Source organism: Sphingobacterium sp. (genome assembly GCF_032065005.1).
GTDB lineage: Bacteria > Bacteroidota > Bacteroidia > Sphingobacteriales > Sphingobacteriaceae > Sphingobacterium.
This window is the reverse complement of the sequence record NZ_DAMBMM010000002.1, coordinates 334,842-350,169: the sequence shown is the minus strand read 5'-3', so window position 1 is coordinate 350,169 and position 15,328 is coordinate 334,842. Positions and strand designations below refer to the sequence as shown.

The window sequence follows — 15,328 nt, the reverse complement described above, 5'->3', positions numbered from 1 at the left end:
TAGGAGGGAAATTATGGTGGGTGGCTATCGATTAACGGGGAAAATGATTAACATTGTAGTAAGATTAAGGGCTCGGTGGGATTTACCGACGATCTAATCACAAAAACTGTTATGCCGATGGTAAATAAATTATTCGCTTCCGTACTTTCTACTTATTTTGTGGCCAGCGCAACTGTACTTTTTGCACAGACCGTCCCTGTCATCAAGGAAGGCGAAGCTCAGATTGTGGAAGGTTTCAATACCCCTGAGAGATGGATCCGCGAAGACCTATGGGTGGAAACCGAATTTGACACCGATGGAGATGGGAAACCGGACCGGATGCACGTCGACGTGACCCGTCCCTTCCAGACGGAAACCGAGAGCCTCAAACTCCCTGTCATCTACGAAACCAGTCCCTATTATGCCGGAACGGCTCAGATGGTCGATGGGATTATGTGGAACGTTAGGCATGAGATAGGAGAAAAAGCTCCTGCTCCCAGGGTACATCCCGAGGTTAAAAGAACAGGTGAAAGACCTGTAATTTCCAATAGTCTTATTCGTGAATGGGTAAAACGTGGTTTTATCGTTGTGCATTCTTCATCCCCTGGTACTGGATTGTCTGATGGTTCGCCGACTATTGGTGGTCCTAATGAATCCCTTGCCCCAAAAGCTGTCATTGAATGGCTGTCAGGAAAGGACAATGGCTATACCAGCCGGGACGGAAACGAAAAAGTAAAGGCCTATTGGTCAACCGGAAAGGTAGGTATGACCGGAACGTCATTTAACGGCACACTACCTTTGGCAGCTGCTACGACCGGTGTGGAAGGCCTAAAGGCCATCATCCCCGTTGCACCGAATACCTCATATTACCATTATTACCGTTCTAACGGGCTGGTCCGCAGTCCAGGAGGCTACTTAGGTGAGGATATCGACGTATTGTATGATTTTGTCCATAGTGGTGATGAAGCTAAACGTGCATATGGCAATAAGGTAATCCGTGATACGGAAATGGCGAACGGATTGGATCGTGAATCTGGTGACTATAATGATTTCTGGAAGGGCCGCGATTATCTGAACCAAATGTCAGGGATGAAGGCCGCGTTATTGATGTCCCATGGATTCAACGATTGGAATGTGATGCCTGAGCATAGCTACAGGATCTATAAGGCCGCTAAGGAATTGGGAATTCCGGTCCAGATCTATTACCATCAAGATGGACATGGTGGTCCTCCTCCCATGAAAATGATGAACCGTTGGTTCACCCGTTATTTATATGATGAGCAGAATGGAGTTGAAAAGGACCCTAAGGCTTGGATCGTGCGTGAAAATGATAGACAGTTCAATCCTACTGCCTATGCCGATTATCCAAATCCTGCCGCTTCCAATGTGAAACTTTACCTAGCTGCAGGTGCTCCAAAACACGGTAGCTTGTCAACCAAACAAAAATCAGGAAAAGTTAAAGAGACTCTGGTTGATGATGTATCCTTTACGGGTGATTCATTGGCACAATTAGAAACATCCAAGCATAGATTGCTTTATCTGAGCCCAAAACTGACTAAAGATCTCCATATTTCGGGTTTGTCCCGGATCAATATCCGCTTATCGAGCAGTAAACCTGCAGCAAACCTTTCGGTTTGGTTGGTTGCATTGCCTTGGGAAAAGGGTAAGAATGTGAAGATCACGGATAACATCATTACCCGTGGTTGGGCCGATCCGCAGAACCATGGGTCATTGACCAAAAGCAGTCCGCTCAAACCGGGCAGGTTCTATGACTTGGCTTTCGACCTGCAGCCCGATGATCAGATCATTCCTGCTGGTCAACAGATCGGACTGATGGTATTCTCCTCCGATCAAGAGTATACCCTTTGGCCGGAGGCCGGAACGGAACTGACCCTTGACTTGAACGGAACCAGTCTGACATTGCCAGTGGTGGGCGGAGTTCAGGCATTTGATGCTGCGGTAAAATAACTCAATACCCAAAAATATCGCCCAAGATCTCTTTCTGCAAGATCGACAGTGTTGGTTGAATGGATAATTTCACACTGCTCTTGCCATCGGCGTTAACGGTCCTCTGGTACTGAATCCCTGCCATAGAAAGATATTTCTGATAATCTAGGTCCCCCGTGCCCTGTATATAAGTGAATATATCATCAAGATCCCGGCCCGCGATGCCCTCGCAGGCCGTTTTTATTTCCTCTTCCGTTGCGCCCCTATCTTTTTCCTTATAGTAGTTGTAGTAGAGGGCCCTCATCACATCGTTGAGCGACCTCTCATTCTTACTGGAATGACGGATAGCAATGTCAAGGAACATACCGATGATCGGACCCTTTTCATAATAGGAGATTGTTTCCCCTCGCCTCCCGAAAGGGCCGTCCTCCCAGGTCTCCCAGCTCGACTGGGCCAGGGTCTGTTTTTTCCTGCCCGCATTGTTCTCATATCCCTGGATGGTATTCTGCCAGTCTTCCAGGATCTGTCCCGGTTCAATCAGGCCGGCGTCCTTGAGGATGATGTTCTCATAATAGACCGTTAGCCCTTCGCTCAGCCATAGCCCCCTGGTCCTGTTGGGCCGGCTGTAGTCGAAAGGGCCGAGTTCAATGGGACGTATCCTTTTTACGTTGTAGTGGTGGAAATACTCGTGTGCCAGGAAACTCAGGGTCCTCAGCCGGTTGGCGGGATCTGAGTCCAGGCCATCCCCAGTAAAGGCAACCGCCGTCGAATTTAGCTGTTCGATGCCGCCATTGCCCATCCCCAGACCCAGGAAGGTGTAATGTTCATAGGGTATCTCCCCAATTATGTCACTGGCGCTCCTCACGATCCTTTGAAGGTCGTCCATAAAGGACTTTCTGTCAAATTGGGCCATTTGGTAACCCAGGAACCGGTGTTCGGCCCCCCGGACCCTGAAGCTCGGCAATTCGGTGAGGTTTCCCGCCAGAATCGGTGAATCATATAGGATATCGTAGTCCCCGGCCCTGAATGTGCGCGGAGCTATGGAATCCAGGCCCGTCGCGATATTCCGCCAGCTCGGATGCTCCATGATCTCTACGATCACTGTCCGGTCGAGATCCTTGTCTGGATACATGAAAATCCCCGTGGGCCTGATGAATGCCCTGTCCTTATCGATATAGGGAACTGCGACGAAGGGTCGTTCGGTGGTAACGGTATAGCTCACATGGATCCTCCCACCTCCTCCAGTTGCTATTCGCCACTGGTCGTCCCTCGTCCTTTGCCACGGTAGGCCATTGCCGCGAAGGTCGGATGCCCTGAACTCGGAAATATTCCTGCCAAATTCCAGCACCTGATAATATCCTGGGGTCCAGACAGGTATGTTCAGGTCCAACAGTTTTTCACCGTTGGGCACCGATAAGTGCATCTGGACCCTGAACCTGTTCCGGTGGGCTTCGGAGAAATCCACGGTGAAATTGACCGTATCCCTCTGGCAAAGGCCTTTGGTGCAGCATAGAAGGGAGATGACCGTCAGAAGAAGTAGTTTTTTCATGTTCCAATAATGTAGGGTGTTCAGTCCTAAAAATAGCAAACATGGAAGAGATTTCCGCAACAATTCTTTCAATTGTCAGTCACCGCGGAAAGCACGCCCCGTGGCGGTACCTACCTGTGCGGTCGGTGCCGCTTGACGGCCAGTCTTGTCATTTCTTAGAGATGACCAGGTGCCTGGTCGAGGGGTCGGAGATCAACCTGTCCATTTCCGAGAAGGTTATGTCTTGGATGTCGCGTTTTATCTGTTGATAGCTTTTGGACACCAGCCCCTCGCTGGGCTTGGTTAGCTCCTCGAGATCCTGGTAACTGGACTGCTCCCTTGCGATCCCCTCGTGGTCGTTTATCACCTTGCCATGGAAAGCCTTCAGGGATACGGGCAATTGGGGGTCGTCTGCCACCATTCCCACAAATTCCCCAGAGGAAAGGCTTGAGATTGTCGAGGGCGGTATGGCCACCTCAAGTTGGCTGGACAGCCCGACGGTCGTATCGCTGGAATTGATGGAAAGGCTTTCCCTGTCCTGCATGATCCTCCCAAATCTTTCTGAAAGCTGCTTCGAGGTCTCCCCGGAAACCTGGCCGCTGATCACATTTCCCACTATGTTCAGGATAACGTCGGCCTGGTCCCGGCCATAGTCCTTGCGGAGCTGGGAGATATCCTGGACGCACAGGGTCGTGGCCACCCTGTTGCTCCTTGCCGTGGCGATCAGGCTATCGATGTTGTTAAGGTAGATAGTCGGGAACTCATCGAAGATCAGGCTGCACTTTACCATTCCCTTCCTGTTTACCTGTTTGATCAGCCTGTTGACAAAGAGCGAGATCACCGCTCCGTAGATCTGGATCTTCTGCGGGTTGTTTCCCATGCAGACGATCTTTGGGGATTTTGGGTTATTGATGTCCAAGGTGAAATCATTTCCCGAAAGCACGTAGTATAGCTGGGGAGATGAGAGCCTGGCCAGGGCGATCTTGGCCGAGGCGACCTGGCCCTCGAGCTGTTCCATGACGTTGTTCAGGTACGCATTGACAAATGGATTGATAAGGACCTGGATCTCTTCCTGGCTCCTTAGCAGCGAGAAGAGGCGGTCATAGTCCTGCTGCATGAGCTCGATGACGTGCGGAAGGGTGCAGAAGTCCCCGTTCTGGTAACACCGGAGATACCAGATAACTGCCGTAAGGAGGTTAATGGCCGACTCCACGAAGAAATCGCCCTGGCGCTTGACCCATTCCCTGTTGAGCCCCAATAGGATGGTCCTGGCAGATTCCGCGGCATCCGTAATGTCGTTCATGGCCGAAGGTTCCAGCGGATTGCACCTGTGGGTCCTGGAAAGATCGTCAAAATCGATCCTGTAGAAGCTCGTTTTCCTTCCCCCCTTTATCCAGTGGTGATGGGCTATCTTGGAGAGGTCGTCGTACTTAAAGTCGTAGACCAGCATGGTAAATCCCTTTTTGATGTGCTGGGAGATTATGTGGCGGATCACGTAGTATGACTTCCCGGAGCCGGGATTGCCCAGGACCAGCGTTGCCCTGAATGGGTTGATGATGTTGATCCAGCCCCTTCTGATCCGGTCCCGCATACGGTACTCGTAGGGCAGGTTGATTGAAAATTCATTTTCCAGAAGGACCTCCTGCTGGGGGAATGTCTGGTTCTGAAGGTTGAAGATGTCCTGGTCACCTAACTTTGTCCAGAGGATCCTGGCCAGGATCGCCATTCCCCTTATCACTGCTAGGACGCCACCCGAGCACAGGGCGTAGTAGGTCATCAGGACAAGGGAACCGAAGGGCAGCAGACGGAAAAGCAGGCCACTGGAGAAAAAAAGCCCCGTCCCGCTGACCAACCAGGTCAGGGCACCAGCTGTTCTGAATTCCCTGGCTTTCTTCCCCCTGGTACCGGCCATGGAGATCAGGAGGAACATCATGCAGAAATACTTGCTGCGGTTAAAACTGTCCAGGACCCCGGTGCTGGCAATGGCGTGGAGGATCCGGTCGGTCAGGTACGAGCTTATCCCGAGCTGGTTGAACCAATGGTAGCCTGTATGGTAGAAGTGTACGGTCAATAGGATCATGGCTATGAATCGGCACATGTCCGATATCTTTTTCAATGCCTGTGTATTTTCGGTATTGTTCATGACGGTTTGAATAGAGGGCACTCAGAACTTAGGTGCCAAATGCGGAAATATTTGAAGGTCTGTTGATGATTTTTTCCGGGAAGCATGGCCCAAATGCAGGTTTTTGAGCTCAAAGTCGAGGTCCAGTCGCTTTTCATGCACGGCACATCTGAGCTGGTGGTCTAGGACTACGGTCTCGGTGCAACCAATGTCCCTGCTGGGCATTTCGATCAGTTCAATCCCCTGGTTGAGGAGCCGGTCGGCGTAATCGATCGCCCTGTTTGTGGAGTTCGCAGGTACCAGTTGGAGGATGGCCCGGATACGGGAGCGGGCCGTGGCTTCCCGGGGCCCGTCCACTTGGCCCTGCCGGACAGCAAAACAGAGATCCGGGGACAGCTTGCCCTCGGGGATCCCTTTGCTGATTGTCCCCTTGCATCCGTCGGTAAGGTAGTAGACAAGTCCCCTTTTTGGATGACCGGCATTGGTCTTTGGACCAAGGGCCAGGATATTGAACGGCCTGAGAAGGGCATTCCATTCCGTGATGTCGGTAACGCTGTAAGTTGCCTGCAGGTAAAGCAAGATGTCCCTAAGGCTCTTTTTCAGAGGCTGACATGTTTGTGTGAGCGCTTTTATGGGCATGGGGCGTTCTTTTCTGGATAAGTGCGGTTCCTGTGCTGCGACCAGTCCAAACTCCGATTCCAGCCTGTTTGCTGCTGGGAAGGAAAGCCGCTGGCCCAAACGGTGGGTATAGATCTGGCTCCCGTCGCTCCTTATGTTTGTTGATACGATGTGGAGGTGAGGATGATAGGTATCGCTGTGCCGGTACACCAGAAATGGCTGTTCCCCAAAACCGATCAGCTCCATGTATCGTTCAGAGATCGACCCGAACTGGGAACTCGATAGCTTTGCATCCAGGGGGTGAAAGCCGAGTACCGCATGAAGGCAGGGGAGCTTGATGTTTGCATTGAGCGTGCAACGTCCGACCAGGTAGGAAGCCTTTTGCCGACAGGTGAGTTCCCCGGCCGAGAGGGGCATGTTACCGGCAAGGATGCACTCTGCGATCCCCTTGGAAACCTTGTTCTCATGATAGTCGATCAACCTTGAGACCTTGGCAATGTCATAGGTCAGGGCAACCATAGCGAGAGCAGTTTTTTTATCAGGGAGGTCTGTTCTTCCATTATCCTGGTCATTTGCTCCAAGGTTTCCATTGGTACAGTGACCGACCTGTCCCTCAGTGCATGTTCCAGATCGCCCCTGATCAGTACGAGGCATTTCCTGTTCCGGGAGAGCTCCTCCAGGATATCATCCTGAGAACGGTTCCGTACGGTGGTGACTATTTTTTTGGAATATAGCCTCTTTCTTATGTAGAGGGCCATGTTAGGACAGGTGCTGTTCTCTTTCTGGCGCTGTAAATCAAGAAATTCTTTATTGGTGAAATTTAGGGTAATCGACCTGTTGCGTAGCTCTTTTGTTTTCATTGGGCTTGATTTATTGGGTTATCGTGTCAATCTGCGGGAATGTGCGCGGCTATTTGCCTTTCCGACGTTCATGGACCATTCATTGAGGTCCTTGTGATTTTGGTAGAGCATACTCTGGTCTTGGTAGCGCTTGTCCAAGGATAGGGCGTACCTGGTCAGCTCGATACCTGTTCTGTCGCGGTCAAGGTAGAGGGAGATCTTCCGATGGGACTCCATTTTCTCTCTTGCCCTTTCGAAGAACGATACGGAGTTCAGTACCAGAAAGTCGGCCTTGGACTCATCGTGGTCTGGATGGAGCGTCCTAAAGGTCAGGAAATCCATAAAGCCCTCAAAGACCAGTATTTCATTTCTTCCGGTTCCAAGGCTCGAGATGTCCTTGGGTGAATTGCTCAGTTTATAGTGCGGACTCCGGATCTCAAAGCCACCTGCGTCATTGGGGAATCCTATACCAAGGTAGCCCGCCCCTGCAATCTCATAGCTGATCTCACGGCAGTACAGATCGGCTATGTGAAGGGAGATCCTACGGTCGTGGATATATCGCATCAGTGAGTCTGACCTCAGGGAACGCTGACCGACTATCGTGATCCTGTTCTCCGGTTTGTGGTCTTTCTTGGGATAGGCCCGCTCGGAAGATACAACCACTGCCGAACCGTTCCTGAACCCCTCCAGAAATTCACCTACGCTGCACCCTTGGTATAAGATCGCGAAATCTATCAGGTTCCCCCCTTTTCCCAGTCCATGGTCGTACCATCTGTTGATCTTGCGGTTCACCTTAAAGGACGGAAGGGTTTCCTGGCGCAGAGGGGAAAGGTACCAGAAATCATTGTTCCTTACCTTTGTGGGCTCATGTCCAAGGTTCGCAAGGTAGGTCACTATGTCCATCTCCCGGATCTCCTCTAGGGAAACTCCGTTCTTACTATTTTCCATATCCACGTTTTTAATACCAATTGCATGCTCGTTCGGTTTAAAGATAGTCAGGTAGCTCCCAGAAAAACGACCCTACAAAAAATCAGGGGTAGGATCACCCCAGCCCTGACCGGTCGGTCCATCGGGCGAGACAAGGGGGCTCGAATTTGTAACGGACCCCACGGCAGGCCTGGACAGGTTGTGGTACCCCCTCATTCAGGCTGAGGGGCCCGGTCTGGACCCAAAGCTCAAAGATCGCTTGCCGGCGAAAAGGGGTACGGAATAGGTACAGGTAAATGTTGTACTTGTGCCAGTATCTTTTGTCCCCCAATTTTGTTGGAGTAATGGCTGTGCACCCCAAGACGGTGACAGCCTGATCCGTTAACCTAAAACATGAATAAATATGCTAGAAAAGGTGTCCTGGACGCAGATCCTGCTTCCACTCTCAATTACCCTGATCATTTATTATAGCTGGGTGCTATCGAGCCTATACGGGAAGAGATTAATAAAACTAATGAATCCCGAAGATGGCCCTTCAAGTTTCGAAAAGGAAAGTTACCAGACCCTGCGTGCCCCATTGAAGCAAGAGTCGGCAAGGGAAGATGGGCCCAAGGGTACCGAGGAATTCCTCGAACAATTGCGGCTCTACCTAGAACCCTATAGAAATGCTGAGCTGGACCTTGCCGAACAATGGCCAATCCTGAGGGAAGTTATGGCAAAGTACAATCCCTCAGGTGACAGTGTGAGGGATAAGGAATTGATGCGATCGCTTTTCACAGAGCTTCACAGGTTTGGGGTCCAGGTACCCGAAAGTATCTTCCAAGAGAGGATCGGTAAGTCCTAACACAAGCCGAAAGCTGGCCAGCGCTCCCGGATCCTGCACGGTGATACCACCTCAACAATACCCTATTTCAGGTACCGCGGGACCGCCGGCCAACCTTTCAGTAAACTTATAAAATTAACATTCTCATGAATAAATCGATAAAAGTGGTCAACCGGACAATGGCCCGCAAAGGGCAGCTTATCGGGGCAGTGATGGTCGCGGTAAGCTTCCTTCTCCCAAAGATCTGCTCCGGCCAGGATGGCAATGCGGGAATAGAGGCTGCAAATTCGCAGGTCAGGAGCTATTTCAACGCAGGAACCCAGCTCATGTATGCCGTAGGTGCGATTTTGGGACTCATCGGAGCAGTAAAGGTTTTCCAGAAATGGAACAATGGGGATCCCGATACCGGAAAGGTTGCCGCCGCATGGTTCGGGAGCTGTGTGTTCCTTGTGGTGGTTACAACGGTCATCGAGTCATTCTTTGGAATCAGCTGACCATGGGAAATTCAGTATACCGCATACATCGGGACCTCAACAAGCCCATTGAGTTCCATGGGCTCACCCCTCAGTACATCGGGCTGCTCGTGCTGGGCCTGTCCTTCATCACCGCCATTTTCCTGGTCTCCTACTATTCAGGGGTATCCAGAATCTACGGGATCTCAGGCCTAATTCTGCTAGGTACAGCCTGGGCGGTCCAGGTCCAGAGGTGGGAAAACAGATATGGCCAATATGGACTGTTGAAGTCATACGCCCGCAGAAAGCTGCCCAGATCGGTCCGCTTGAGGGGCAGGGGTATCTTTACCTTCTTAAAATCTAGGGAGGGGCGGTGATGGACGTAGAATTCCAAAGGGTGTTCCCTTTGATGGACGTGGAACATGATTGCATAATCAGTAAGAGGGGGGACGTCACCCTTGTCTTTCGTGCCAGTTTGCCCGAGATCTTCAGTTTGTCGGACGGGGATTTCGAAACTTTCCACCAAAGCTGGATCAGTGCCCTGAAGACCCTGCCACAGGGCAGCATTGTTCATAAGCAGGATTGGTTCGAAGGAAAATATTACCAGGCAGACATCTCCGAAGCCGATGGGAGTTTCCTGGACCGGGCAAGTGAGCGGTACTTTAATGAGAGGCCCTACCTTGACCACCAGTGCTATATCATGTTGACCAAATCCCCCGCTTCCAGGAAAGGGGCTAACAGTCTGTTCTCGAGCTTGGTCAGGGGAGATCTGGTTCCCGCAGAGACCATTCAGATAGAAGGTTATAGGGATTTCTTCGGAGCATGCGGGCAGTTCAAGAGGATCTTGGAGGATTCCGGCCTGGTTTACCTTGAACGGATGACCGGCGATGAGCTGAGGAGCTCCCGAGACCGAGCGGGCCTGATTGAACGTTATATCGGCCTGGGCGATTCCCAGGGGAAACCCGCTCTCAGGGACATCGATTTTTCCGATGGGATCCAGGTTGGCGACCGTCATTGCCAATTGTTTACCCTGAGCGATGCCCATGATCTCCCCCAGCTCTGCGGTAGCAGGATCGACTACGAAAAGTACTCCACTGACAGCACGCGCTTCAGCGTAGGATTCGCTTCCCCTTTGGGGCAGCTTCTGGGGTGTGACCATGTCTATAACCAGTACATTTTCGTTTCAGACGAACAGAAGGTTCTCAAGAGGCTGGAGAGAAAGCGTCTGAGACTACAGTCGCTTTCTGCATATAGCCGGGCAAACAGGGCCGCCAGGGACGCTGCCGAGGATTTCCTGAACGAGGCCATCACCCACCAGCGGCTGCCGGTAAGGGCGCATTTCAATGTGCTTGCCTGGACGAACCAGCCTAAGGACCTGCCTTCGATCAAGAACAAGGTTTCCTCTGCCATGGCAAAGATGGATGCCACCTGCAAGGAGGAATCCGTGGGAGCCCCGCAGATCTTCTGGGCCGGGATACCTGGGAATTCAGCTGACCTGCCAATGAACGATACCTTTGAGACCTTTGCCGAACATGCTAGCTGTTTCCTAAACCTGGAAAGCAGCAGTGAAACCTCGCTGAGCCCAACGGGAATACGCCTCGCAGACCGCCTTACGGGAAGGCCGGTCCATGTAGATATCTCCGATGAGCCCATCCTTAAGGGGATCTGTACAAACCGAAATAAGTTCATCCTTGGGCCAACGGGGAGCGGTAAGTCATTTTTTACCAACCATATGCTGCGAAGCTACCACCAACAGGGTAGCCACGTGGTCCTGGTGGACGTAGGGCACAGTTACCGTGGTTTATGCCAAATGGCCGGGGGAAGGTACTTTACCTATAGCGAACAGGAGCCTATACGCTTCAATCCTTTTTTCCTGGGGCAGGGTGACAGCCTTGATACCGAGAAAAAGGAAAGTATCAAGACCTTGCTGCTTGCCCTATGGAAAAAGGACGACGAATCATTCAGGCGATCGGAATACGTCGCCCTTTCCAATGCAATCTCGGGCTATTTTGGCTTTCTGGGCTCCGAGCCCGAGGTCTGGCCTTGTTTTGACAGTTTCTATGAATATCTCAGGGACCTCTACGCCCCCTCCCTGCAGGTTGATGGGGTCAGACCGAGCGATTTTGACATAGCTAACTTTCTATACGTGCTCAGGCCTTTCTATAAAGGAGGGGAATTTGACTATCTTCTCAATTCACCTGAAGCCCTTAACCTGCTCGAGGAAAGGTTCATAGTCTTTGAACTTGACAACATAAAGGATCACCCCATCCTTTTTCCAGTGGTCACCATCATCATTATGGAGGTCTTCATCGCCAAGATGAGGAAGGTGAAGGGGGTCCGCAAGATCATCCTTATCGAGGAGGCGTGGAAGGCACTCATGAAAGAAGGGTTCGCCCAATATATCAAGTACCTTTTCAAGACGGTTCGCAAATTCTTCGGGGAGGCGGTTGTGGTAACCCAGGATATCGAGGATATCATCTCATCCCCGGTGGTCAGGCAGACCATCATCAACAACAGCGATTGCAAGATCCTGATGGACCAGCGAAAGTTCCTCAACAGGTTTGAACATATCCAGAAGCTACTGGGCCTTACCGAAAAGGAAAAGGCCATGGTGCTCTCGATAAACCGTGACACCGATCCCGAGCAGAAGTACAAGGAGGTCTTTATTTCCCTTGGCGGAGTCCACTCAAGGGTATACAGGAACCAGGTTTCCCTGGAGGAATACCTCTGCTATACCACTGAAGAGGCAGAACGGGTCAAATTAATGGAATACACCGTCCTGAATGACGGGGACCTTACCCGGGGAATTGCAGAAATGGCCCGGGACATCCGTAACGGAACACTAAAAATATGATGAAATGAAAAGACATGCAATAAGATTGATTGCCATTGCAGGCATGATACTGGCGCAGGTGCCACTTCAGCGCGCAAATGCGCAGTTCGCCCTTGCAGAGGTGATTCGGGCAGGGATCAAGCGAGTGGTACGTGCCGTGGACCTTAGGGTACAGAGGCTGCAGAACCGGACCGTCTGGTTGCAGAATGCGCAAAAGGTCCTGGAGAATTCCCTGAGCAAGCTAAGACTCCAGGAAATATCAGAATGGACACAGAAACAGACCGAGCAATATCGGGACCGTTACCAGCAGTTCAGCCAAGTCAGGTCCGCAATCTCCGATATCCAGGAGGTCCGCCAGATCGTAAAGGTCCAACTGGGGCTGGTCAGGGAATATCAGAGGGTTTGGGACCTGTTGCAAGGGGACCCGGTTTTCAGCCCCCATGAATTAGAACATATGGAGATGGTTTATGCAGGTATCCTGGGACAAAGCATCGCTAATATTGATCAGATACGCCTTGTAATGGCGTCATTCCAACTTTCCATGGCAGATGGGCAGCGAATGAAGCTGATCGGCAAGGCAAGCCGTGCGATATATTCAAACTATGGGGAACTGGTGACCTTCAACAGGCAGAACCTGGTCCTAAAGGCCCAGCGTGCGGGGGAAAGGAACCAGATCGAGAGCGTCAGAAAACTATATAATCCAGAAAGGTCCCGATGAAAGTAATAAAAATCGCAATGTCGATGCTGGCCATGCTATTCCTGCTGGCCAACTCAGGCCAATGCCAGGCCTTGAGGGAATGGGTGCACCAAAAGAAGACCCAGAAGCAATACCTCGTCGAGCAGATAGCCGCCCAACAGGCCTATTTAGATCTCCTGGGAGAGGGGACTCGGGTGATACGGGCAGGATGGGGGGCTATCCAGCTCTTCAAGACTGGGGAAATTGACCTTCACGCACTGTTCTTGGGTTCACTTGACAGGGTAAGCCCGCACCTCCGGGGAAATACGTTGATCACTGAGATCCTTTCCATGCAGTACATTATCATAGAACACCATGGAATGGTCGGGAACCTGCTCAGGTCGAGCGATTGGCTTCCCGGACCAGAGAGCAGGTCCGTGGCCAGGGCCTATTCAGGACTGCTGTTGGACTGTGCCGGACTGATAGAGCACCTGGCGGACCTGCTGGGAAACGACCGTCTTCAGATGGACGATTTCCAACGGATGGACCGGATCCAGAAGCTCCACGGCCAGATGAAGGGGCTCTTTGCCCTTTCCAAGGGATGGCTGGACGATTCCCTTGCTATCACAAGTATTCGGAAAAGCCTCCGCACGGATTTGAGCTCCAGCTATAATATTTTTGGACACCAAGGAACAGAAAAATGAAAATATTTAAACTCCTTTTGCTTACCTCGCTCTGCCTGGCCATGCCTGGCCAGAGACTGCTCGGGCAGAGTGCAGAGGTCTCGCAATTGCTCCTAAACGTTGAGAAATTGACCCAAATGAAGAAAATTCTCTCGCAGATGAAGCAAAGCTACCAGATACTCTCCACGGGCTACGGGGTGGTCAGGGACCTCTCCAAAGGGAACTTTGACCTCCACAGGGTCTTTCTTCAGGGGCTCATGGAAGCCAGCCCCTTGGTCAGGAGGTACCATAAGGTTGAAAAGGTCATTGGTCTACAGGTCCAGTTGGTCTCCCTTTGCAAAAGTTCACTGCAGAGGTTCCGAAATTCAGGGAGCTTTTCGGTTGAGGAACTCCGGTATCTGTCCTCGGTCCAGCAGAAAGTCCTCAAGGAATCCCTGGTAAACCTGCAGGAGCTGACAGTTCTGGTCCTGGACGGCCAGGTACAGATGAACGACGGTGAGAGACTCCTTGCCATCGATGACATCCACCTAAGGATGGAGGGGAACGTTGGTTTCCTCCGGGGTTTCCTAGGCTCAGCCGACATGCTCAGGAACCAGCGGGCCCAACAGAAAAGTGGCCTGGGCCACCTAGAAAGATTTTACAGACGGGAAAGTGCCGATCCGTCATAAACGATTTAGACGATGAAAATAGACATTAGGTATGGAATGATTTGCTTGCCGCTACTTGGGCCCTTGCGGGCCTCTGGACAGGATCATTCCGAGACATTCAGGAGTTTCCAGCTCGTCCTGGAGCGGCTATATGAGGAAATGGTGCCGATGTGCTCTAGCCTTATCGGGGTGGGGCAGGGGCTCGCTGGATTTGCCGCTCTATGGTACATTTCCTATAGGGTCTGGAAACATATTTCGGTAGCCGAGGCAATAGATTTCTTTCCGCTGTTCCGCCCATTTGTCATTGGTTTTTGCATTTCCATCTTCCCATCGGTGATGGGACTGGTGAACGGGGTGCTATCCCCCGTGGTCAGGGTCACCTCGTCCATGGTCGGAGACTCCAACCAGGCCATATCCGAGCTCCTCAGGCAAAAAAGGGAAGCACTGGAACGGACTGAACTATTCCAGATCTACGTTGGCCACGACGGAGAAGGGGACAGGGAAAAATGGTACCGATACACGAACCAGGGCGCAGATCCGGGATCTGAAGGTTTCTGGGAAGGGCTTGGCAATGACTATAAGTTCGCCATGTCCAAGGCAGCCTACAACTTCAGAAATTCCATCAAGGAGTGGATGAGCGAGGTGCTCTCCGTTCTATTCCAGGCGGCCGCACTCTGCATAGATTGCCTCAGGACCTTCCAACTGATTGTCCTGTCGGTACTTGGGCCGATCGTGCTGGGGCTGTCCGTCTTTGACGGGTTCCAACACAGTCTGGTCATCTGGCTTGCCAGGTACATAAACATTTACCTATGGCTGCCTGTGGCCAATATTTTTGGGAGCCTGATCGGGAAGATCCAGCAGAACATGATAATGTTGGACATTTCCCAGATCGAAGAGGGCGGATATACATTTTTCTCGCCAACGGACACTGCCTACCTTATCTTCCTGATCATGGGGATAGTGGGATACTTCGCCGTTCCAAGCATTTCCAACTATATCGTCAATGCATCGGAAAACGGTGCCTTTGTAAGGAACGTGACCAATATCTTCCTGAGTTCGGCGAGCAGCCTTCCCGCCAAGATGGTCCAAGGGGCAGCAATGGCAGGCGATGCCATGGGAGATTCATCCGCAAGGAACACAAGTACCATGGCCCAAAGGTCCCAAAGTGAACCGTACTTCAAGGATGCTGGCCAAACGGGCTTTAGGGGAGATAAATTGAAGGGAAATCATTAACTACCAAACAGTTAGCAATGT

General features: G+C 51.5%; 14 protein-coding genes. 9 read left to right on the top strand and 5 right to left on the bottom strand.

Translation table 11 applies throughout. The features are described 5' to 3' along the window. Positions 1 to 117 precede the first annotated feature (117 nt). On the top strand, positions 118 to 1,947 hold the full coding sequence (locus tag RT138_RS04220; RefSeq protein ID WP_313189675.1) for a Xaa-Pro dipeptidyl-peptidase: 1,830 nt from the start codon (positions 118 to 120) through the stop codon (positions 1,945 to 1,947). A 1-nt stretch (position 1,948) separates the two neighbouring features. Here RT138_RS04220 and RT138_RS04215 read toward each other — a convergent pair whose 3' ends face one another. The 5 genes from RT138_RS04215 to RT138_RS04195 form a co-directional block, all read right to left on the bottom strand. Then, positions 1,949 to 3,475, bottom strand: coding sequence for a hypothetical protein (locus tag RT138_RS04215; protein WP_313189674.1), 1,527 nt, complete (start codon positions 3,473 to 3,475; stop codon positions 1,949 to 1,951). Between the two features lie 148 nt (positions 3,476 to 3,623). Continuing rightward, positions 3,624 to 5,597, bottom strand: coding sequence for a conjugal transfer protein MobC (mobC, locus tag RT138_RS04210; RefSeq protein ID WP_313189673.1), 1,974 nt, complete (start codon positions 5,595 to 5,597; stop codon positions 3,624 to 3,626). A gap of 21 nt (positions 5,598 to 5,618) precedes the next feature. After that, the gene (locus RT138_RS04205; protein WP_313189672.1) at positions 5,619 to 6,713 is read right to left on the bottom strand and encodes a relaxase/mobilization nuclease domain-containing protein; all 1,095 of its coding nucleotides are present in this window, start codon (positions 6,711 to 6,713) and stop codon (positions 5,619 to 5,621) included. Then, positions 6,701 to 7,054, bottom strand: a complete 354-nt coding sequence (locus tag RT138_RS04200) for a hypothetical protein (RefSeq protein WP_313189671.1) — start codon at positions 7,052 to 7,054, stop codon at positions 6,701 to 6,703. The genes RT138_RS04205 and RT138_RS04200 overlap by 13 nt, the downstream gene beginning before the upstream one ends. An 18-nt stretch (positions 7,055 to 7,072) precedes the next feature. After that, positions 7,073 to 7,936 carry a toprim domain-containing protein gene (locus tag RT138_RS04195; RefSeq protein ID WP_313189670.1) on the bottom strand — a complete coding sequence of 288 codons (864 nt, stop codon included), beginning with the start codon at positions 7,934 to 7,936 and terminating at the stop codon, positions 7,073 to 7,075. A gap of 427 nt (positions 7,937 to 8,363) precedes the next feature. Here RT138_RS04195 and RT138_RS04190 point away from each other — a divergent pair, with 427 nt between their 5' ends. From RT138_RS04190 to traJ, 8 genes are all read left to right on the top strand, one after another. After that, positions 8,364 to 8,804 (top strand): hypothetical protein, encoded by a 441-nt coding sequence (locus RT138_RS04190; RefSeq protein WP_313189669.1) that lies wholly within the window; start codon positions 8,364 to 8,366, stop codon positions 8,802 to 8,804. Positions 8,805 to 8,995: 191 nt separating this feature from the next. Continuing rightward, a complete protein-coding gene (locus RT138_RS04185) occupies positions 8,996 to 9,277 on the top strand; it encodes a DUF4134 domain-containing protein (protein WP_313189855.1) in 282 nt (93 codons plus the stop codon). Next, positions 9,166 to 9,612, top strand: coding sequence for a DUF4133 domain-containing protein (locus tag RT138_RS18850; protein ID WP_409529444.1), 447 nt, complete (start codon positions 9,166 to 9,168; stop codon positions 9,610 to 9,612). Before RT138_RS04185 ends, RT138_RS18850 begins: the two co-directional genes overlap by 112 nt. Next, positions 9,612 to 12,089 (top strand): TraG family conjugative transposon ATPase, encoded by a 2,478-nt coding sequence (locus tag RT138_RS04180; RefSeq protein ID WP_313189854.1) that lies wholly within the window; start codon positions 9,612 to 9,614, stop codon positions 12,087 to 12,089. Before RT138_RS18850 ends, RT138_RS04180 begins: the two co-directional genes overlap by 1 nt. 4 nt (positions 12,090 to 12,093) lie before the next feature. Then, positions 12,094 to 12,786, top strand: coding sequence for a conjugal transfer protein TraI (locus RT138_RS04175; protein ID WP_313189668.1), 693 nt, complete (start codon positions 12,094 to 12,096; stop codon positions 12,784 to 12,786). Continuing rightward, entirely contained in the window at positions 12,783 to 13,448 is a 666-nt protein-coding gene (locus tag RT138_RS04170; RefSeq protein ID WP_313189667.1) for a hypothetical protein, read from the top strand. Before RT138_RS04175 ends, RT138_RS04170 begins: the two co-directional genes overlap by 4 nt. After that, positions 13,445 to 14,095, top strand: a complete 651-nt coding sequence (locus RT138_RS04165; protein WP_313189666.1) for a TerB family tellurite resistance protein — start codon at positions 13,445 to 13,447, stop codon at positions 14,093 to 14,095. The genes RT138_RS04170 and RT138_RS04165 overlap by 4 nt, the downstream gene beginning before the upstream one ends. 12 nt (positions 14,096 to 14,107) lie before the next feature. Then, a complete protein-coding gene (gene traJ, locus RT138_RS04160) occupies positions 14,108 to 15,307 on the top strand; it encodes a conjugative transposon protein TraJ (RefSeq protein ID WP_313189665.1) in 1,200 nt (399 codons plus the stop codon). Positions 15,308 to 15,328: the final 21 nt, after the last annotated feature.